The sequence below is a fragment of the Bradyrhizobium sp. T-12 genome, from assembly GCF_058314695.1.
Genome location: NZ_CM177756.1, coordinates 3,078,207 through 3,096,007 on the forward strand (window position 1 = coordinate 3,078,207; position 17,801 = coordinate 3,096,007).

Genomic DNA, 17,801 nt, shown 5'->3' on the forward strand with positions numbered 1-17,801 from the left:
TCAAATAAGTCTATAAAGATTATGCGAGTTTCTTATGAACACCCATGACCTCGTGGCCTTCGTCGCCGTGGTCGAGACCGGATCGATCGTCGCGGCTTCGGCGCGTCTCAATCTCACGCAGCCCGGTGTGACCCGACGTATCCAGAATCTCGAGGAGATGCTGGGGGCGCAGCTTTTGGACCGGCTCTCGAAGCCTCTGAAGCCAACGGCGGCGGGCCATGAGGCCTATGAGCAGGGCCGGCGCCTGCTCAGGATGCTGGACGATCTCAAGTCGGGTGTGGCTAACGACGGCATCGTGCGCGGCGAGTTCAGGCTCGGTCTGACGCCGTTTCTTTCAGAGGCTGGGCTGACCGGACCGCTCGATGCGGTGCGCGCCGAATTTCCGGGGCTGGCCGTGCGGGTGGTCTCCGGTTGGTCGCCGAACCAGCTCGAGCGTGTTTGCCGCAACGAGCTGGACGTGGCCGCGATTTGTCTGCCTGACGGCGCAGTGCCGCCTGCCGATCTTGTCGCCGACGATCTCGGCGCGCAGCCCGTCGTCTTCGTCGTCGCGCGCGACATGAAGATCCCGCGCACTGTCGACCTTGAACGGCTGTCGCAGCTATCGTGGGTAATCAATCCGGACGGTTGCGGATTTCGCGACACGCTGAAGCGAAAGTTCGATGCCGAGCATCTGCCGTTCAGTATCGCCGTCGAGGCGCTGGACAGTGAGCTCCGGCTGTCGCTGGTGTCGCGCGGTCTCGGCGTCGGGCTGGTCACCCCGATTGCGCTGAAGCACAGCGCGTTTCGCGAGAAGCTCAAGCCTATTGCCGCGCGCGACTTCAAGCCTGCCGTGCGCGCATGGGTGGTACATCGTGCCCCAGCCGGTCGGCTGGAGCGGCCGATCAGACTCTTCCGTGATGGTCTGGTCCGGGAACTCCGGGCGCTGATTGAGGGCTAGCTACCGCAGCTTGCCGCGTGCTGCGACCGGCAGCGTGCCGATGATCTCATCGCCGCGCACCATCACCACCTCGTCCATCATGTTGACGACGACGCAGACGTGGTTCGGCACGATGCGGACGACGTCGCCGACGTTCGGGCGCGTGTTGCTGCGGGAGAGGTCGAGGAAGCCGTGCTCCTCGGCGAATTTTGCGATCTTGGCTTCGGGGTGCTCCAGGATCAGGCCGTGGCCGTCGAGGCCGCCGGTGTCCGTCGTCAGCGTCTTCGAGCCGGCATCGAGGATGCCGCGCTCGGGCGCGGCGCGGCTCACCACCGTCGAGTAGATGTGCAGCGCGCAGTCGTCCCACGTGGCAGAGCCGGCCGCGACCTGCATGCGGTCGTTGTAGATGTAGGTGCCGAAGCGATGCTCGGTGCCGCCCTTGAGCTTGCCGATGTTGACGAGGTTCGGCGTGCCTCCGGTCGAGACGATCTTCGCGTCCAGCCCGTGCGCGCGCACGCCGGCCAGCGCCTCGTCGTAGAATTTCTGCGCGTCGGCCCAGCCGGTCTCGGTCGGATAGAGCATGAAGCCCGCGAACTCGAGACCCTTCGATCCCGCGATCTCGCGCGCCAGCGCAATCGCCTCCGCTGGCGTCTCGACGCCCGCGCGCTTGCGACCGGTATCGCACTCGACCACGACAGAGAGCGGGCGGCCCGACGCCGCGGCGGCCTTGGGCAGGCCGGCGACGACGGTCGAATTGTCGGCGGCGACCGTCATGTTGGTCTTGGCGTTCAGCGCGCCGAGACGCGCCATCTTTTCCTCGCCGAGAAGATTGTAGCTGATCAGGATATCGTCGATGCCGGCATTGGCCATGATCTCGGCCTCGCCGATCTTCTGGCAGGTGATGCCCTTGGCGCCGGCCGCGACCTGCATCTTCGCAATGGTCGGGTTCTTGTGCGTCTTGATGTGCGGCCGGTTGGCGATTCCGGCCTCGTCGCAGGCCTTTTGAATGCGCGCGATGTTGCGCTCGACCCTGTCCATGTCGATGACGGCACAGGGCGTGCCGTATTCGCGGGCGATCTTGGCGGCGAGGGGAGTTGTCATGGGAGTCTCTTGGTTGGCGTGCATTCTGATCGCAAAACCGGTGCCCGCTTTTGCGGAATGCGCGCTATGCCTGTTCGATCTCTTCGCGGAGCATTTCAAGTTCGAGCCAGCGCTCCTCGGCGGCGGATAATTCTTCATGTGCCTTGGCGATCGCAGCTGATGTGTCGTCGAATTTCTTGCGATCCTTGGCGTAGAGGTTGGGATCGTCAAGCACGCGCTGCAGTTTTGCAATATCGGCTTGCAGCGCCTCCATCTTCTTCGGCAGCGTCTCCAGCGCATGCTTGTCGTTGAAGCTCAGCTTGCGCTTCGGCGCGGAGGCGGGGGCAGCAGAGCGCCCCTCTTTCTTCTCGGCAGCCGGAGTTGCTTTGGCCGTCTCGCGCTTCAGATCCGCGCCGCGCTGGGTCAGCATGTCGCTGTAGCCGCCGGCATATTCGGTCCACTTGCCGTTACCCTCCGGCGCGATCACGGAGGTGACGACGCGGTCGAGGAAGTCGCGGTCGTGGCTGATCAGGATGACCGTGCCGTCGTAGTCGCCGAGCATCTCCTCGAGCACGTCGAGCGTTTCGAGATCGAGATCGTTGGTCGGCTCGTCCAGCACCAGGAGGTTCGAGGGTTTTGCGAGGGCGCGCGCCAGCATCAGCCGGCCGCGCTCACCACCGGAGAGCACCTCCACCGGCGTGCCACGCTGCTCCTGCGCAAACAGGAAGTCCTTCATGTAGCCGACGACGTGCTTCGGCTTGCCGCCGACCATGATCTGGTCACCGCGGCCGCCGGTCAGGGCCTCCGCGAGCGTCGACTTGGGATCGAGGCTTTCGCGGTGCTGGTCGAGCGTGGCCGTCTCCAGATTGGCGCCAAGCCGCACGGTGCCGGAATCAGGCTCCATGCCGCCGGTCAGAAGGTTGACCAGGGTGGTCTTGCCGGCGCCGTTCGGGCCGATGATGCCGAGGCGGTCGCCGCGCTGGATGCGGATCGAAAAATTATCGACGATCTTGCGCTCGCCGTAGGCCTTGGTGACGCCCTTGGCCTCGATCACCAGCTTGCCCGACTGCTCGGCTTCGGAAGCCGCGAGGCTGGCGGTGCCGGCCGTGCCGCGATAGTTGCGGCGCTGGTCGCGCAACGTGTGCAGATTGGCGAGGCGCTTGACGTTGCGCTTGCGCCGGCCGGAGACACCGTGGCGCAGCCAGTGCTCTTCGTCGACGATCTTGCGGTCGAGCTTGTGCTGGTCGCGCTCTTCTTCCGCGAGCACCTCGTCGCGCCAGGCCTCGAAGGAGGCAAAGCCGCGGTCGATCTGCTTGATCCTGCCGCGATCGAGCCAGGCGGTCGAGCGCGACAGATTGGTGAGGAAGCGGCGGTCGTGGCTGATGATGACGAGCGCGCTGCGCCTGGAGTCGAGCTCCTGTTCCAGCCATTCGATGGTGGCGAGATCGAGATGGTTGGTCGGCTCGTCCAGCAGCAAAATGTCGGGCGAGGGCGCCAGCACATAGGCCAGCGCCGCGCGGCGCGCCTCGCCGCCGGAGAGATTGTGCGGATTCTCACCGCCGGTGAGCCCGAGCTGCTCGAGGAGATAGCGCGCCTGATGCTGGTCGTCACCGGGCGCGAGGCCGGACTCGACATAGGCGAGCGTGGTCTTGTGCTCACCGAAATCGGGCTCCTGCGGCAGATAGCGCACGGTGGCGCCGGGCTGCACGAAGCGCGTGCCGCCGTCGGGCTCGACGATGCCGGCCGCGATCTTCAGCAGCGTGGACTTGCCGGAGCCGTTGCGGCCGATCAGGCAGACGCGTTCGGATGGTGCGACATTGAGCTCGACGCCCGACAGCAGCGGCGTGCCGCCAAAGGTCAGCTTGATGTCTTTGAGTTGGATCAGGGGGGGCGCCATGGTCAGCTCTGGCTGGTTGCGGCTGTATCCGCGCGGCGGCGCTGAATGCGGCGCAGCGTCTGGTCGAGCGCCGAGAGGAAGGTGGAGCGGTCGCGCGGGGAGAACGATCGCGGGCCGCCGGTGACTTCGCCGGCCGAGCGCAGATCCGTCATCAGATTGCGCACCGCCAGCGTCATGCCGATCGATTCCTCGGTGAACGGTTTTCCGTTCGGCGCGATCACATCGGCGCCCGCCTTCACGCAGCGGCTGGCCAGTGGGATGTCGGAGGTCACGACGACATCGCCGGGCCGGGCGCGCTCTGCGATCCAGTCGTCGGCCGCGTCCATGCCGCTGCCCGCGGCGATGCGCTCGATCAACGGGTCCTGCGGCACGCGGATGAAATTGCCGGCGACGACGCTGACGGGCACGCCGTGCCGGAGCGCCACGCGGTAGATCTCGTCCTTCACCGGACAGGCGTCGGCGTCGACATAGATGCGGGTGGGGATGTCGGTCATTCGCCGCGTGGTACCGCATTCAGGGCCCAAAGGCGAGGGGATTGACCGCTGTTCCCGGGGGCCTACGATCGGCCCGAAACAACAAGAATATCGGGAACGCCAGCCATGCCGAACCGGCTCGAAACCTACCGCGTCGAGGCCTACAACACCGCCAAACAATCCGAAAACAAGATGCACGATGACAATGTGGCGCGCCGCTTCGGCTTTGAAGGCGGGCTGGTCCCTGGCGTCGACGTCTTCGCCTACATGATGCACGTGCCGATCGCGCGCTGGGGGCGCGACTTCCTGAGCCGTGGCCTGGTCGAGGCCCGCTTCATCAAGCCGGTCTATGACGGTGAGACCGCCGATGTCGATGCGACCGAGCACAACGGCCTCTTGACCATCGAGGTGTTCAGCCGCACCACACTGTGCGCCACGGGCACGGCCTCGTTGCCGGCGGCCGCGCCGGCGGTGTCGCTCAGCGACTATCTCGCGGTGCCCGTGGTGGACGAGCGCAAGCCGGTCAGTCCCGCGACGTTCGAGGCGGGCAAATGGCTGGGCACGGCGCCGCGCCGCTGGGCCGGGCAGGATGCGGCGGACTATCTCACTGATGTCAGGGAGAAGGACCCGATCTTCGCGCGCGAGGGGCTCGGCCATCCCGGCCTGATCCAGCGCGTCATGAACCGCGTGCTGGTGGACAACACGATCCTGGGTCCGTGGATCCATGTCGGCAGCCGCATGCAATTGCTGTCCGCCGCGCGCGCCGGCGACGAGATCACCGCGCGGGCAAAGGTTACCGCGAATTACGAGAAGAAAGGCCACCGCTTCGTCGAGCTCGACGCGCTGGTCGTCGGCAACGGCACGACGCCATTGGCGCATTGCCAGCACACCGCGATCTACCAGCCGCGGGAGCAGGCGGCGGCGTAATATTCTAGACCGTCATTCCGGGGCGGTCGCAGGACCGACCCCGGAATCTCGAGGTTCTGGGTTCGATGCTTCGCATCGCCCCGGAAATGACAAACAGCCCTACGCCGCCTTGCTCTTCGCGTCCTGGATCGCGCGCCAGACACGCTCCGGCGTCAGCGGCATGTCGATGTGCTTGACGCCGTAATCCGAGAGCGCATCGAGCACGGCGTTGACCACCGTCGACAGGCTGCCCGCGCAGCCGGCCTCGCCGCAGCCCTTGCTGCCGAGCGGATTGGTGGTGGCGGGCACCGGGTGATCGCCGACCGTCATGTTGGGGACGTCCTCGGCGCGCGGCAAAGCGTAGTCCATCAGCGAGCCCGTGATCGGCTGACCGCTCTCGTCATAGCGGATGTGCTCCATCAGCGCCTGGCCGATGCCCTGGACCACGCCGCCATGGAGCTGGCCTGCGACCAGCAGCGGGTTGATCACGGTGCCGAAATCGTTGACCGCGCTGTAGCGCACGATCTGCACCACGCCCGTTTCCGGATCGATCTCGACCTCGGCGACGTGACAGCCGTTGGGGAAGGCCGAGGCGATCGGTTCACTGGTGTGATCGACGTCGAGTGAATCAGGCACGCCCTCCGGCATCTTGCCGTCATGCAGGCGCTTGGCGAGCTCCATGATGTCGATGCTGCGATCGGTGCCGGCGATCGTGAAGTTGCCGCCTTCGAATTCGATGTCGGCTTCGGATGCTTCGAGCATGTGTGCGGCTGCGCGCTTGCCTTTCTCGATGACGAGCTTGGCTGCCCCCACGATGGCCTGGCCGCTCGCCGTGATCGAGCGAGAGCCGCCGGTGCCGTTGCCGGTGTGGACGATGTCGCTGTCGCCCTGCACCAGCTTGATGCTCTCGAAGGGCACCCCGAGCTGCGCGCTCAGCACCTGCGCGAACGGCGTGGCATGGCCCTGGCCGTAGTCGAGCGTGCCGGTGATCAGCTGCACGCTGCCGTCAGGCTCGAACACGATCTTGCCGAGCTCGGGGCTCGGCGGCGCGGTGACCTCGAGATAGGAGCCGACGGCGATGCCGCGCAGCTTGCCGGCTTTCTTGCTCTCCTTCTTGCGCTTGGCGAAATTCTCGTGGTCGGAGATTTCCAGCGCCTTGTTGAAGACGGCCTGGAAGTCGCCGCTGTCATAGGTGACGCCGGACGAGGCCGCGAACGGGATCTGGTTCGGCTTGATGAAGTTGCGCTTGCGCAGCGTCAGCCGATTGATGCCCATCTCGTCGGCGGCGCGGTCGATCAGCCGCTCCATGTAATAGTTCGCCTCCGGCCGACCGGCGCCGCGATAGGCGCCCATCAGCGTGGTGTTGGTCAGCACCACCTTGATGTCGACGGCCATCAGCGGCGTGCGGTAGACGCTGGAAAAATTCTTGCCGGTGTTGAGCGAGAGCGGTCCGGGCGCGACACCGGTGATATAGGCGCCGAGATTGCCGTAACCGGACAGCCTGGCTGCGAGGAAATGCCCTTCGGCGTCGAGCGCGAGCTCGGCATGGATCTTTTGCGCGCGGCCGTGGCTGTCCGAGAGGAAGGCGGTCGAGCGTTCGTCGAGCCATTTCACCGGGCGGCCCAGTGCCTTCGCCGCATACAGGATGCACATGTATTCGGGGTAGTTGATGTTCTTCATGCCGAAGGAGCCGCCGACATTGGCGGTGAGGATGCGCACCTTCTCGTTCGGCACTTTCAGGTTCTTGGCGAGATTGGCCCGGTTGCCCGCGACGCCCTGCGTCGGCACCTGCAGCGTGTAGCGCTCGGTCTTCTTGTCGTAGGAGGCTAGTCCAACGCGCGGCTCCATCGAGACCACGGCGACACGGGTGTTCTCGATGTCGATCCTGGTGACATGGGCCGCGCTGGCGAAGGCCGCGTTGACCTTGTCCACGTCGCCATAGTGGTAGTCGAGCGCGACATTGTTCGGGATGTGCTCATAGAGCTGCGGCGCGCCGGGCTTGGCAGCTTCCTCGGGGTCCGTCACGGCCGGGAGCGGCGCGACGTCGAGCTCGACGGCCTCGGCGGCATCGCGGGCCTGCGCCAGCGTCTCCGCCACCACGAAGGCGACGGGATCGCCGACGAAGCGGACCTTTTCGGTCGCCAGCGGCTGGCGGTTGGTCTGGAGCAAGGGCGAGCCGTCGCGGCTCTTCAGCGGCAGGCCGCAGGTGAACGGGCCGTAACCGGCGGCATCGAGGTCCTTGCCGGTCCACACGCCGAGCACGCCCGGCATCGCCTTGGCGGCATCAATGCCGATGCCACGAATGGTGCCATGGGCATGGGTGGAACGGACGACCACGGCATGGGCCTGGCCGGGCAGGTTGAAATCGTCGGTGTAGCGGCCCTTGCCGCGCACCAGCGTGTCGTCCTCCTTGCGGCGGACGGGCTGCCCGACGCCATATTTTTGCAGTGCAATAGCGTTTTCGAGCGTGGACGATTTGGTGTGTTCTTGCATGGAATTGACCTGAAAAGCCGGCAATTGCGCGTTTGGGAGGGCGCCTGGGGGACCGGACCCTTCGAAAATAGCCCACGGCTCAGTTCACGACAACGCACGAATGGGCATGGTCCCATGTGATGCGATGTTGCGCAGGCCTGCCGCGCTGCTAATGTTTCAGGCGAAAAAGCAATTCCTGACCGGCCCGACCGGCCTCGGAAAGACAGTTTGTATGAATGACCACACGCGGCTCCGCGACGGCCATGTCAGCCAACATGGGCCGCACGGTGAGCTGGAGGGGTCGATGGCGGCGGTGGCGTTGGCCACCGATCCGGCCGTCGGCGCGCAGGCGCCGGGAACCGGCGTCTATGCGGCGCTGGACCTCGGCACCAACAATTGCAGGCTGCTGATCGCCTGTCCGACCCAGGACGGCTTTCGTGTCGTCGATTCCTTCTCGCGCATCATCCGGCTCGGGGAGGGCGTCTCGGCGACCGGTTGCATCAGCGATGCCGCGATCGAGCGCGCCATCGCCGCGCTTAGCGTCTGCCGCGACAAGATCAATTTGCGGAAGGCGCGCCGGTTGCGGCTGATCGCAACCGAGGCCTGCCGCGCAGCCTCGAACGCGGAGGGGTTCCGCAGCCGGGTCGCGGCCGAGACCGGCATCGAGCTGGAGGTGATCGACCGCGAGACCGAGGCTTCGCTCGCGGTGCTCGGCTGCTCGCCGCTGGTCGACCCGAGGGGGCGGGGCGCAATCCTGTTCGACATCGGCGGCGGCTCGACTGAGCTGGTGCGGATCGAGCGCGACGCGGACAATCCGGAGCCGCGCATCAAGGCCTGGATGTCGATCCCTTATGGCGTCGTCACGCTCGCCGAGCAGTTCGGCGGACGCGACGTGACGCCGGAGATCTACGCCGCGATGGAGCAGGAGGTCGCGAACCACGTCACCCCGTTCGCAGAAGAACATGGCGGCGATCTCGCCGACATGCACCTGCTCGGCACGTCGGGCACCGTGACGACGCTCGCCGGCATCCATCTCAACCTCGCGCGCTACGATCGCCGCCGCATCGACAGCATCTGGATGAACGATTCCGACATCACCGCGACCATCAACAAGCTGCTCGGCATGAGTTACGAGGAGCGCGCGGCCAACAATTGCATCAGCGTCGAGCGCGCCGATCTCGTTCTCGCCGGCTGCGCCATCCTCGATGCGATCCGCCGCGCCTTTCCGCTGCCGCGCCTGCGCGTCGCCGACCGGGGCCTGCGCGAGGGCATGCTGGTCGAGATGATGCGCGAGGACGGCGCGCTCAGGAGCTGGTGAGATGGCCAAGGACACCACCGGCCGCTTGCACGTCCAAGTCAAGACCAAGGTCAAGACCGGCGGCAAGCGCAAATTGTCGTCGAAGCTGTGGCTGGAGCGGCAGCTCAACGACCCCTATGTCGTCAAGGCCAAGGCGGCGGGCTATCGCTCGCGCGCGGCGTTCAAGCTGCTCGAGATCGACGACAAGTTTCGGTTTCTGAAGCCCGGCATGGCCGTGGTCGACCTCGGTGCCGCGCCCGGCGGCTGGAGCCAGATCGCCGCCAAGCGCGTCGGATCGACGGAGGGCAAGGGCAAGGTCGTCGCGATCGATCTCCTGGAGATGCCGGAGATTCCCGGCGTCGACTTCGCGCAGCTGGATTTCATGGACAACGATGCGCCCGAGAAGCTCACCGCGATGCTGGGCGGTGGCGCCGATGTCGTGATGTCCGACATGGCCGCCAACACCACCGGCCACCGCAAGACCGACCAGCTCCGCATCGTCGGCCTGGTCGAGACCGCGGCCGCCTTTGCCTGCGACGTGCTCAAGCCCGGCGGCACCTTCCTGGCCAAGACGTTCCAGAGCGGCGCCGACGCCGACCTGCTCGCCCAGCTCAAGCGCGACTTCGCCGCCGTGCGCCACGTCAAGCCGGCGGCGAGCCGACAGGATTCTTCGGAACGCTACGTGCTGGCGACAGGGTTTCGCGGCGAGGGAACAGCGTAGCCGCAAACTCCGTCATTCCGGTTTCGATGCTTCGCATCGCCCCGAAATGACCGAGGAGGTCGTCACCCCAGCCGCTGATCCCGCACGTCCTGCGTATCCTCGCTCGCCGCCTTGACCGCCGCCTTTTCTATGCCTTTGCCGGCGCCCTTGCGGCTCGCGATCTCAACGGCCTTGCGGCCTGAGATCTCGTGGCCGGCATCAGCCGGCATCTGCCAGAAGAACCAGCTCGACGCCGCCGAGGTCAGCGCGATCACGACGAAGGCCGGCGCGAACACGGTGGCATCGATCTCGCTGACATGGTTGAACCACATGGTGGTCTCGACGCACGCCGCGCCGACGGCGACGCCAGTCGAGACCGCGAGTTGCTGGTTGACGCTGACGAGCGTGGTGGCGCGGCTCATCTGCGCGGTCTCGACGTCGGCATAGGCGACCGTGTTGATCGCGGTGAACTCCAGCGAGCGGAAGAAGCCGCCGACCACCAGGATCACCATGATGATGAGCAGCGGCGTCGTCACCGTGAACAGCGCGCACACCGCGAGGAAGAACGCGCTGACGATCGCGTTCACCGTCATCAAATTGCGGAAGCCGAAGGTGCGGATCAGGCGTGCCGCCAGGGTCTTCATGCCCATGGCCCCGAGCGAGGAGGCGAAGGTGACGAGACCCGAATGGAACGGTGACAGCCCGAAACCGATCTGCATCAGGAGCGGCAGCAGGAATGGCAGCGCGCCGATGCCGAGCCGGAACAGGAAGCCGCCGAGCACGGCCGCGCGCAGGGTCGGCAGCTTCAGCAGCGAGAAATCGAGCACCGGCGAGCCCGTGCGCCGGGCGTGCAGGACATACAGCGTCATCGAGATCGCACCGCCTACGACCAGCGCGGCCACCGTGCTCCATGGCAAGAGGTTCAGTCCGGCAACCGAGAGCCCGAACGCGATGCCGGCAAGCCCGATGCCGGCGAGTACCATGCCGTAGAGATCGAACGGCTCCCGGGTCTCGCTCTTGATGGGATCGATGAAGCGCAGCGCCATGAAGATGCCGAGCAGCCCGATCGGGATGTTGATCAGGAAGATCCAGTGCCAGGACGCATAGGTCGTGATGAAGCCGCCGAGCGGCGGTCCGATCACGGGGCCGATCAGGGCCGGCACCGTCACCCATGCCATGGCGTTGACCAATGCGCTCTTGTCGACCGAGCGCAGCAGCACGAGGCGCCCGACCGGCGTCATCATCGCCCCGCCCATGCCTTGCAGGATGCGGGCGAACACGAAATCGGTGACCGAGGAGGAGAGCGCGCAGCCGACCGAGCCCACCATGAACACGCCGACCGCAATCGCGAACACCATCCGTGCGCCAAACCGGTCGGCGGTCCAGCCGCTCGCGGGGATGAACACCGCGAGCGACAGCAGATAGGAGGTGATCGCGAGCTTCAGCGTCAGCGGGCTGGTACCGATGTCGGCCGCAATCGCCGGCAGCGAGGTGGCGATCACCGTCGAGTCCATGTTTTCCATGAAGAGCGCGGTGGCCACGATCAGCGGAATGATGCGTTGCTTGTCGACCATGACGGATTGGTAAGGGAAATCGGAAGGAAGGTGTGCTTGCGGCTTATCACCGCCGCCGGCCTGCGACCATTGCGGATCGACGCATGGCACCTAAATCCTGCGTGACGACGGGATGACCCTCCGTGTCCGTCATTCCGGGGCGCGCCACTTGGCGCGAGCCCGGAATCCATTGGGCCGCGGGACCTCTGTGGAATGGATGCCCAGGTGCGCAATTGCGCACCATAGTTCGCGACTTTGTCGCGTCCCGGAATGACAGCGGGTAGGCGGGGACATGGGCTATCCCCACCGAATTTGCGTAAAAAGCCTGTGCATGGCTGGTCGGCGGTCCGATTTGCTTTGATTCGTCACGCGGCCGTGCTATCGACCCGCGTCAACCCCACCGATGGGCTCCGATTCTCCCGGCCAACCGCAAGGTACGCCGAGGGCGGCGCTCATCCATTAGCATTTGCGGCACGGCCGCAGGAAGGAGTTGGCAAATGGCCACGGTGCAACTTCAGGGCATCCGCGAAGCCTTTACGTTCGACGACGTGCTGCTGAAGCCGGGCCTGTCGGACGTCATGCCGGGCGAGGTCGACATCCGCTCCCGCGTCACCCGCGCCATTCCGCTCAACATCCCGATCATGGCCTCGGCCATGGACACCGTCACCGAGGCGCGCATGGCGATCGCGATGGCGCAGGCCGGCGGGCTCGGCGTCATTCACCGCAATTTCGATCCCGAGGGGCAGGCCGCGCAGGTGCGGCAGGTCAAGCGCTTCGAGTCGGGCATGGTGGTGAACCCGCTCACCATCAGCCCCGAGGCCTCGCTCGACGACGCGCTCAAGCTGATGAGCGATCACGGCATCTCCGGCATTCCCGTCGTCACCGGCGCGGGCAAGAACACGCCGGGCAAGCTGGTCGGCATCCTCACCAATCGCGACGTCCGCTTTGCCACCGACCGCCGGCAAAAAGTCTCCGAGCTGATGACGCATGAAGGCCTCGTCACGGTGCGCGAGAATGTCAGCCAGGACGAAGCGCGGCGGATGCTGCACCAGCATCGCATCGAGAAGCTGCTGGTGGTCGACGAGCAATATCGCTGCGTCGGCCTGATCACCGTGAAGGACATGGAGAAGGCGGTCGCCCATCCGCTCGCCTGCAAGGATGCGCAGGGGCGCCTGCGCGTCGCCGCCGCCACCACCGTCGGTGACACCGGCTTCGAGCGCACTGAGCGGTTGATCGATGCCGGCGTCGATCTCGTCGTCGTCGACACCGCGCACGGCCATTCCCGCCACGTGCTGCATGCGGTGAACCGCATCAAGCGTCTGTCCAATTCGGTGCAGGTCGTCGCCGGCAACGTCGCCACCACGGAAGGCACGCAGGCCCTGATCGATGCGGGCGCAGATTGCATCAAGGTCGGCATCGGCCCAGGCTCGATCTGCACCACGCGCATCGTCGCCGGCGTCGGCGTTCCCCAGCTCACCGCGATCATGGATGCGGTGGAAGCCGCGAAGAAGGCCGACATCCCCGTCATCGCCGACGGCGGCATCAAGTTCTCCGGCGACCTCGCCAAAGCGCTCGCCGCCGGCGCCGACATTGCCATGGTCGGCTCGCTGCTCGCCGGCACTGACGAGACCCCCGGCGAAGTGTTCTTGTGGCAGGGCCGGTCCTACAAGGCCTATCGCGGTATGGGCTCTGTTGGCGCGATGGCGCGCGGCTCGGCTGATCGCTACTTCCAGCAGGACATCAAGGACACGCTCAAGCTCGTGCCCGAGGGCATCGAGGGCCAGGTGCCCTACAAGGGTCCGGTCGGCAATGTCATGCACCAGCTCGCCGGCGGCTTGCGCGCCGCGATGGGCTATGTCGGTGCACGCGACATGAAGGAGCTGCACGACAAGGCGCAGTTCGTCCGCATCACCGGCGCGGGCCTGCGCGAGAGCCACGTCCATGACGTCACCATCACGCGCGAGAGCCCGAACTATCCGGGCGCGGGTTAGTTACTTCGCTCTCGTGCCCGGGACGCAGCGCAGCGCTTCTTCAGTGGTGCGCTGCAGAGCCGGCAACTGTTATGTTGGTCTAGTGTACAGGTACGGCTTTCGATCGCGCATGATGGCGTTGAGGACCGTCAACAGCTTCCTGGCAACGGCAATGAGAGCGAGCTTGGCAGGTTTACCGGCCTGTCGCAGTCGAGCGTAGAAGGCCTTGAATGGATCGGCCCGGCGGACCGCATTGAGAGCGGCCATGTAGAGGGCATCGCGGACGCGCTTTCGGCCCCCGACGATCTTCCGCTTGCCGCGGTAAGCGCCGCTGTCGACGTTGAAGGGAGCCAGGCCGGCGAGCGCGGCCACCTGCTTCGGTCCCACTTTTCCGAGTTCCGGCATCTGCGCGATCAGCTGCATGCAGGTTACGGGGCCCACGCCGGGAAGTGACCGCATCAACTGCGCATCATCGGAGACCTCCGGCTCAGTCTTGATCAGTGCGCTAATATCGGCCTCGATTGCGGCGATCTCATTGTCGAGGACTTCAATGAGCCGACCGATGCGATCGGCCATGGCGCGGTCCTCGGCCTCGCTGCGCCTGTTCTTCTCCTGGGCACGCATGAGAACCAGTTGATCCCGCCGTTTTGCAAGCCCCGCCAGGGCATTGCGGGCAGGATTGGCAGCCTGCTCAGCGGCAGGCTGCATGGCCCGGGCAAAGCTCGCCAGCATCCGGGCATCGATCGGGTCGGTCTTGGCGAGCTGGCCGCTGGCGCGCGCAAAGTCCCGGGCCCGGGCCGGGTTGATCCGGGCAAAGCGGATGCCGGCCTGGCTGAGCGCCTCACGAAGCTCAAGGTCATAGACGCCCGTGGCTTCAAAGACGACCAGCACATCGCAGCGCCAACGCGCCGCGATCTGTGTGATGGCCTGCGGCGCGTTGGCGATGCGCTCCGGCACGCCCAGGCTCTCATCGAAGATATCGAGATATCGTTTGGAGACGTCGATTCCGACGTAACGAGGGCGTATGATCATGGTGCCTGTCCCTGTGATGCGAGGTCTGTTGGCGCAGCCTCGTGCAACTGTTCAGGTTGATAGATGGAACGGGCGGGAGACCGAGCCGGCTCACGGCGTCAAGCGCCAAGGACCCAACGGCTTCCCGCCCACTCCACCATGACAGGATTTCGATACACAGGGGCCCATGTCTTCTGCATTCTGCCGTGTCGCCTTCTGGGGGCCCGGCTCTGCGCAGCAACGCTGCGGGTTGCAGCGCGTCCGGGACACGAGAGATGTGCGTGCCTCTGCGTCTTATCGCTCCACTCCTTTTGTATTGACGCAGCTAACTCCCTCCGCTTCCGTCCACGTCGAAAGACAATCAGGAGGAAGCCATGTCCCAAGCCAAACGCATCGTTCTTGCCGCGCGCCCCGTCGGCGAGCCCAAGCCGTCTGATTTCCGCTTGGAGGAATTCGCGGTGCCGACGCCGGGCGCAGGCGAAGTTCTGCTGCGCACGATCTGGCTGTCGCTCGATCCCTATATGCGCGGGCGCATGAGCGAGGGGCCGTCCTATGCCGCGCCGGTGCCGGTCGGCGGCGTGATGGAAGGCGAGGCGGTGAGCGAGGTTGCGGCCTCCAACAATCCTGATTTCGCGGTTGGCGACATCGTGCGCATTCGTTCCGGCTGGCAGACCCATGCGATCTCGAACGGCAAGGGCCTGATCAAGGTCGATCCCAAGCTCGGACCGATCTCGACGTCGATCGGCGTGCTCGGCATGCCCGGCATGACCGCGTATACGGGGCTGCTCGACATCGGCAAGCCGCAAGCTGGCGAGACCGTCGTCGTTGCCGGCGCCTCCGGTGCGGTCGGCTCGGCGGTCGGCCAGATCGCCAAGATCAAGGGCGCACGCGCGGTCGGCATCGCCGGCGGCAAGGACAAGTGCGACTACGTCGTGAGGGAGCTCGGCTTCGATGCCTGCATCGATCACCGCGACCCTGATCTCGCCGCGAAGCTGAAGGACGCCTGCCCGAAAGGCATCGACGTCTATTTCGAGAATGTCGGCGGCGCCGTGTTCGAGGCGGTCTTCCCGTTGCTCAACCCGTTTGCCCGCGTGCCGGTCTGCGGCCTGATCGCGCACTACAACGACACCGAGGCAAAGCCTCCGAAATGGGCCGCCAGCATGATGCGCGCGACGCTGACCAAGCGGCTGACCTTCCGCGGCTTCATCGTCTCCGACTTCGCCGCGCGGCACGGCGATTTCCTGCGCGACATGTCTTCCTGGGTTCGTGACGGCAAGGTCAAGTACAAGGAGTTCGTCACCGAGGGCCTGGAAAGCGCACCCGGCGCCTTCATGGGGCTGCTGAAGGGCGCCAATTTCGGCAAGCAACTGGTCCGGGTCGGGCCGGACAAGGCCTGACCTGCCGCTCCCGCCTCCGAAGGCGGGGGCGAACATGGTTAACAAAGAGTGACCGATCGGCCACACCTGTTCCGCAAAAGCCGCAGGTGTGACCGCCGGTTCATTGACCCCACGACGAAGACGTTGAATCATCGCGCATATTTTGGGTGTTGCGATGTTAGAGATCAGTGTTTTCTGCGTTATCCTGCTGGCGGCCGGCTATTGGACGACCATGTTCGTCATGGGCCGCCGCGACGACGTCATCCATGGCAAGTTCGTCCATGTCGACGAGGAGGGCGATTTGGTCCGTCCCGCGATGCCGGCGCCGCCGCCATTCCCGAAGCGCCCGGTCAAGGCCGCGCAGCCTGTCAGGTCGCCATCCGCCAATGATCTCGCGGCCAAGCCGGTGAACAGCGAAGCGCTGCAATCGCTGCTCGCCGCGATCCAGCAGGATCTCAAGAGCGTCGCCTGAGCCGATGGCAGGCCTTAATGCTCGCCGCCCATCTGGGCGAGCAGCTCCTCGATGTCGACATCGACCTGGCCGGCGGCCCTGACGTGGCGGACCTCGAAACTGTCGGGTCGGAAGCGATACTCGACCAGGCCGACCTCCTTGAGCGCGATCCGGTCCTGCCGCGCATCGTTGATGACGAAGCCGGCCGACGGCGCCCAGACATGGCGGGTGTGGTGCCAAGTGAAATCGCGCCGCTGGTGCACGTGGCCGCTGGCGATGAGGCGCAGGTCGACATGCGCGAACATCTCGATCAATCGGGCCCGCGCCGGCTGCGGCACGTAGCGGATCGAGGTCTCCGGCGTCTCCGGATCGTCGGGCCGGTTGAGAAACAGCGGCTTGTGCAGGAACAGTGCGACCGGCTTGCGGTTCGTCTGCGCGATCTCGGATGCCAGCCAGTCAAACTGCTCGGCCTCGAAGGCGAGCCCTGAAGTCATCACCAGCGAATTGAGGCCGATGAAGCGCCAGCCTCCAGCCTCGAATGCCCAATGGTCTTCGCCGATGATGTCGCAGAACTGCAGGCGGTGTGCTTCGCTGACCGGCGGCTTCGGCGCCGGCCCGATCGCGGTCGGATTATCGCCGATGTCGTGATTGCCGGGGAGATAGCGGCACGGGACGGGCAGGGCGTCGTGGAGGCCTTTTGCGAAGACCACATCGTCGCGGCCGGTCGGTCCGTCGAAGGAGACGTCGCCGGTGTTGACGACGAGATCGGGCCGATCAGCGTCGATGTGCTCGCAAACGCGATGGAAGTTGGCGACGAGGCCGGGGAAGCGCCGGCCGAGATGGGTGTCGGAGATCTGGGTCAGGCGAAATTCGGACATGCGATCAACTTACCCGCCCTCGCGCGTCGGAACGATGACGGCGCAGGCCCGGATCGCAACGAACAAAGTTTAAAGCACGCGGTAGCGGATCGTGTAGCCGTCCTGGGGTGCGATGGCTCCTGCCAGCGGCGAGGCGATGTGGTCGGCGAGATGCCAGGGGCCGAACTCGCCGGTGCGATGCGGCTCGGCGGGCAGGCGGAGGCGGAACTCGAACGTGCCCTTGCCCGGCAGGCTGACGACGAGCATGCGGTCCGCGGTGCGGTGGTTGAGCGCAACCGCGCCGCGCAGCAGCGCGCGGCCGTCATCGAGATCGCGCACGCCATCGACCAGCGCCAGCGTCTGGTTGCGGTCGGTGTGCAGCTCGATCTGGCTGTCGGTCGCCGCGGTCAGCATCTCCCGGGGCATGCGGATCTCGAACTCGACGGCGGGCTTGGAGGGATTGAGGCCGAGATAGGCAAGCGCGGCATGGCGCATGTCGTAGGCGGCAAAGGCGAACAAGGCGATCGCCGCGAGCCCGGCCAAGCCATGCCTGACGACGTCGCGCCAGCTCCGGTAGCTCAGGCGGAAGCACACCGTCATTGCAAGCGCGACCGCGAGCGCCATGGCGATACCCGACAGCGCCGACATCAGGATGCCGAGCTGTCCATCGGCGGATTCGGTCCATAGGCTGGACAGGGTGGTCATGGCGCCATCTCGCCTCTATTTCGCTTGGCCCCGACCAGGGCCGAAATCGCTTTAACGATCGGTGGTTGGTCGCAAGAGCGGGAACGCCGGTTCAACTCGCTGATTGTCAGCGTCAGAAGTCGCCGCTAATGACGGGC

Annotated in this window: 15 protein-coding genes; 7 read left to right on the plus strand and 8 right to left on the minus strand. The window is 65.7% G+C overall.

The genetic code is table 11. From position 1 onward, the window contains the following. Positions 1–34: 34 nt before the first annotated feature. Positions 35–937, plus strand: coding sequence for a LysR family transcriptional regulator (locus tag AC0WRY_RS14365; RefSeq protein WP_491123270.1), 903 nt, complete (start codon positions 35–37; stop codon positions 935–937). On the opposite strand, the gene AC0WRY_RS14370 is transcribed toward AC0WRY_RS14365, so the two are convergent. The 3 genes from AC0WRY_RS14370 to AC0WRY_RS14380 all read right to left on the minus strand — a co-directional run bounded on the left by AC0WRY_RS14370 (position 938) and on the right by AC0WRY_RS14380 (position 4,387). After that, the gene (locus AC0WRY_RS14370; protein WP_194407602.1) at positions 938–2,017 is read right to left on the minus strand and encodes a D-TA family PLP-dependent enzyme; all 1,080 of its coding nucleotides are present in this window, start codon (positions 2,015–2,017) and stop codon (positions 938–940) included. A gap of 64 nt (positions 2,018–2,081) precedes the next feature. Then, complete coding sequence (locus AC0WRY_RS14375; protein ID WP_194407603.1) at positions 2,082–3,893, minus strand: ABC-F family ATP-binding cassette domain-containing protein; 1,812 nt, start codon at positions 3,891–3,893, stop codon at positions 2,082–2,084. A 2-nt stretch (positions 3,894–3,895) separates the two neighbouring features. Further along, the gene (locus AC0WRY_RS14380; protein WP_194407604.1) at positions 3,896–4,387 is read right to left on the minus strand and encodes a YaiI/YqxD family protein; all 492 of its coding nucleotides are present in this window, start codon (positions 4,385–4,387) and stop codon (positions 3,896–3,898) included. A gap of 105 nt (positions 4,388–4,492) precedes the next feature. Between AC0WRY_RS14380 and AC0WRY_RS14385 the strand changes: the two genes are divergently transcribed. After that, a complete protein-coding gene (locus AC0WRY_RS14385) occupies positions 4,493–5,293 on the plus strand; it encodes a hypothetical protein (protein ID WP_194407605.1) in 801 nt (266 codons plus the stop codon). A gap of 99 nt (positions 5,294–5,392) precedes the next feature. On the opposite strand, the gene AC0WRY_RS14390 is transcribed toward AC0WRY_RS14385, so the two are convergent. Continuing rightward, positions 5,393–7,765: a xanthine dehydrogenase family protein molybdopterin-binding subunit gene (locus tag AC0WRY_RS14390; protein ID WP_194407606.1), complete on the minus strand. Its 2,373-nt coding sequence runs from the start codon at positions 7,763–7,765 to the stop codon at positions 5,393–5,395. 211 nt (positions 7,766–7,976) lie between these two features. Between AC0WRY_RS14390 and AC0WRY_RS14395 the strand changes: the two genes are divergently transcribed. After that, a complete protein-coding gene (locus tag AC0WRY_RS14395) occupies positions 7,977–9,062 on the plus strand; it encodes a Ppx/GppA phosphatase family protein (protein WP_194407607.1) in 1,086 nt (361 codons plus the stop codon). Between the two features lies 1 nt (position 9,063). Further along, positions 9,064–9,762: an RlmE family RNA methyltransferase gene (locus AC0WRY_RS14400; protein WP_194407608.1), complete on the plus strand. Its 699-nt coding sequence runs from the start codon at positions 9,064–9,066 to the stop codon at positions 9,760–9,762. A 62-nt stretch (positions 9,763–9,824) separates the two neighbouring features. Here the strand turns inward: AC0WRY_RS14400 and AC0WRY_RS14405 are convergent, their stop codons facing one another. After that, complete coding sequence (locus AC0WRY_RS14405) at positions 9,825–11,315, minus strand: DHA2 family efflux MFS transporter permease subunit (RefSeq protein WP_194407609.1); 1,491 nt, start codon at positions 11,313–11,315, stop codon at positions 9,825–9,827. A gap of 476 nt (positions 11,316–11,791) precedes the next feature. Between AC0WRY_RS14405 and guaB the strand changes: the two genes are divergently transcribed. Next, positions 11,792–13,285 carry an IMP dehydrogenase gene (gene guaB, locus AC0WRY_RS14410; protein WP_194407610.1) on the plus strand — a complete coding sequence of 498 codons (1,494 nt, stop codon included), beginning with the start codon at positions 11,792–11,794 and terminating at the stop codon, positions 13,283–13,285. Between the two features lie 69 nt (positions 13,286–13,354). On the opposite strand, the gene AC0WRY_RS14415 is transcribed toward guaB, so the two are convergent. Continuing rightward, a complete protein-coding gene (locus AC0WRY_RS14415; RefSeq protein WP_491121955.1) occupies positions 13,355–14,296 on the minus strand; it encodes an IS110 family RNA-guided transposase in 942 nt (313 codons plus the stop codon). A gap of 353 nt (positions 14,297–14,649) precedes the next feature. On the opposite strand from AC0WRY_RS14415, the gene curA reads away from it, so the two are divergent. Both curA and AC0WRY_RS14425 read left to right on the plus strand, forming a co-directional pair. Continuing rightward, positions 14,650–15,672, plus strand: a complete 1,023-nt coding sequence (gene curA, locus AC0WRY_RS14420) for an NADPH-dependent curcumin/dihydrocurcumin reductase (RefSeq protein ID WP_194407611.1) — start codon at positions 14,650–14,652, stop codon at positions 15,670–15,672. Between the two features lie 154 nt (positions 15,673–15,826). Further along, a complete protein-coding gene (locus AC0WRY_RS14425) occupies positions 15,827–16,123 on the plus strand; it encodes a hypothetical protein (protein ID WP_194407612.1) in 297 nt (98 codons plus the stop codon). A 14-nt stretch (positions 16,124–16,137) separates the two neighbouring features. Here AC0WRY_RS14425 and AC0WRY_RS14430 read toward each other — a convergent pair whose 3' ends face one another. Both AC0WRY_RS14430 and AC0WRY_RS14435 read right to left on the minus strand, forming a co-directional pair. Next, the gene (locus AC0WRY_RS14430; protein WP_194407613.1) at positions 16,138–16,980 is read right to left on the minus strand and encodes a metallophosphoesterase family protein; all 843 of its coding nucleotides are present in this window, start codon (positions 16,978–16,980) and stop codon (positions 16,138–16,140) included. Between the two features lie 69 nt (positions 16,981–17,049). Beyond that, entirely contained in the window at positions 17,050–17,664 is a 615-nt protein-coding gene (locus AC0WRY_RS14435; RefSeq protein WP_194407614.1) for an acriflavin resistance protein, read from the minus strand. Between the last annotated feature and the right edge of the window lie 137 nt (positions 17,665–17,801).

Bases quoted from the DNA above. Each gene is read 5' to 3' on its own strand.
- AC0WRY_RS14385 (WP_194407605.1), top strand. From the start codon at position 4,493: ATGCCGAACCGGCTCGAAACCTACCGCGTCGAGGCCTACAACACCGCC.
- guaB (WP_194407610.1), top strand. From the start codon at position 11,792: ATGGCCACGGTGCAACTTCAGGGCATCCGCGAAGCCTTTACGTTCGAC.
- AC0WRY_RS14435 (WP_194407614.1), bottom strand. From the start codon at position 17,664: ATGACCACCCTGTCCAGCCTATGGACCGAATCCGCCGATGGACAGCTC.
- AC0WRY_RS14370 (WP_194407602.1), bottom strand. From the start codon at position 2,017: ATGACAACTCCCCTCGCCGCCAAGATCGCCCGCGAATACGGCACGCCC.
- AC0WRY_RS14365 (WP_491123270.1), top strand. From the start codon at position 35: ATGAACACCCATGACCTCGTGGCCTTCGTCGCCGTGGTCGAGACCGGA.
- AC0WRY_RS14375 (WP_194407603.1), bottom strand. From the start codon at position 3,893: ATGGCGCCCCCCCTGATCCAACTCAAAGACATCAAGCTGACCTTTGGC.
- AC0WRY_RS14390 (WP_194407606.1), bottom strand. From the start codon at position 7,765: ATGCAAGAACACACCAAATCGTCCACGCTCGAAAACGCTATTGCACTG.
- AC0WRY_RS14425 (WP_194407612.1), top strand. From the start codon at position 15,827: ATGTTAGAGATCAGTGTTTTCTGCGTTATCCTGCTGGCGGCCGGCTAT.
- AC0WRY_RS14405 (WP_194407609.1), bottom strand. From the start codon at position 11,315: ATGGTCGACAAGCAACGCATCATTCCGCTGATCGTGGCCACCGCGCTC.
- curA (WP_194407611.1), top strand. From the start codon at position 14,650: ATGTCCCAAGCCAAACGCATCGTTCTTGCCGCGCGCCCCGTCGGCGAG.
- AC0WRY_RS14395 (WP_194407607.1), top strand. From the start codon at position 7,977: ATGAATGACCACACGCGGCTCCGCGACGGCCATGTCAGCCAACATGGG.
- AC0WRY_RS14430 (WP_194407613.1), bottom strand. From the start codon at position 16,980: ATGTCCGAATTTCGCCTGACCCAGATCTCCGACACCCATCTCGGCCGG.
- AC0WRY_RS14380 (WP_194407604.1), bottom strand. From the start codon at position 4,387: ATGACCGACATCCCCACCCGCATCTATGTCGACGCCGACGCCTGTCCG.
- AC0WRY_RS14415 (WP_491121955.1), bottom strand. From the start codon at position 14,296: ATGATCATACGCCCTCGTTACGTCGGAATCGACGTCTCCAAACGATAT.
- AC0WRY_RS14400 (WP_194407608.1), top strand. From the start codon at position 9,064: ATGGCCAAGGACACCACCGGCCGCTTGCACGTCCAAGTCAAGACCAAG.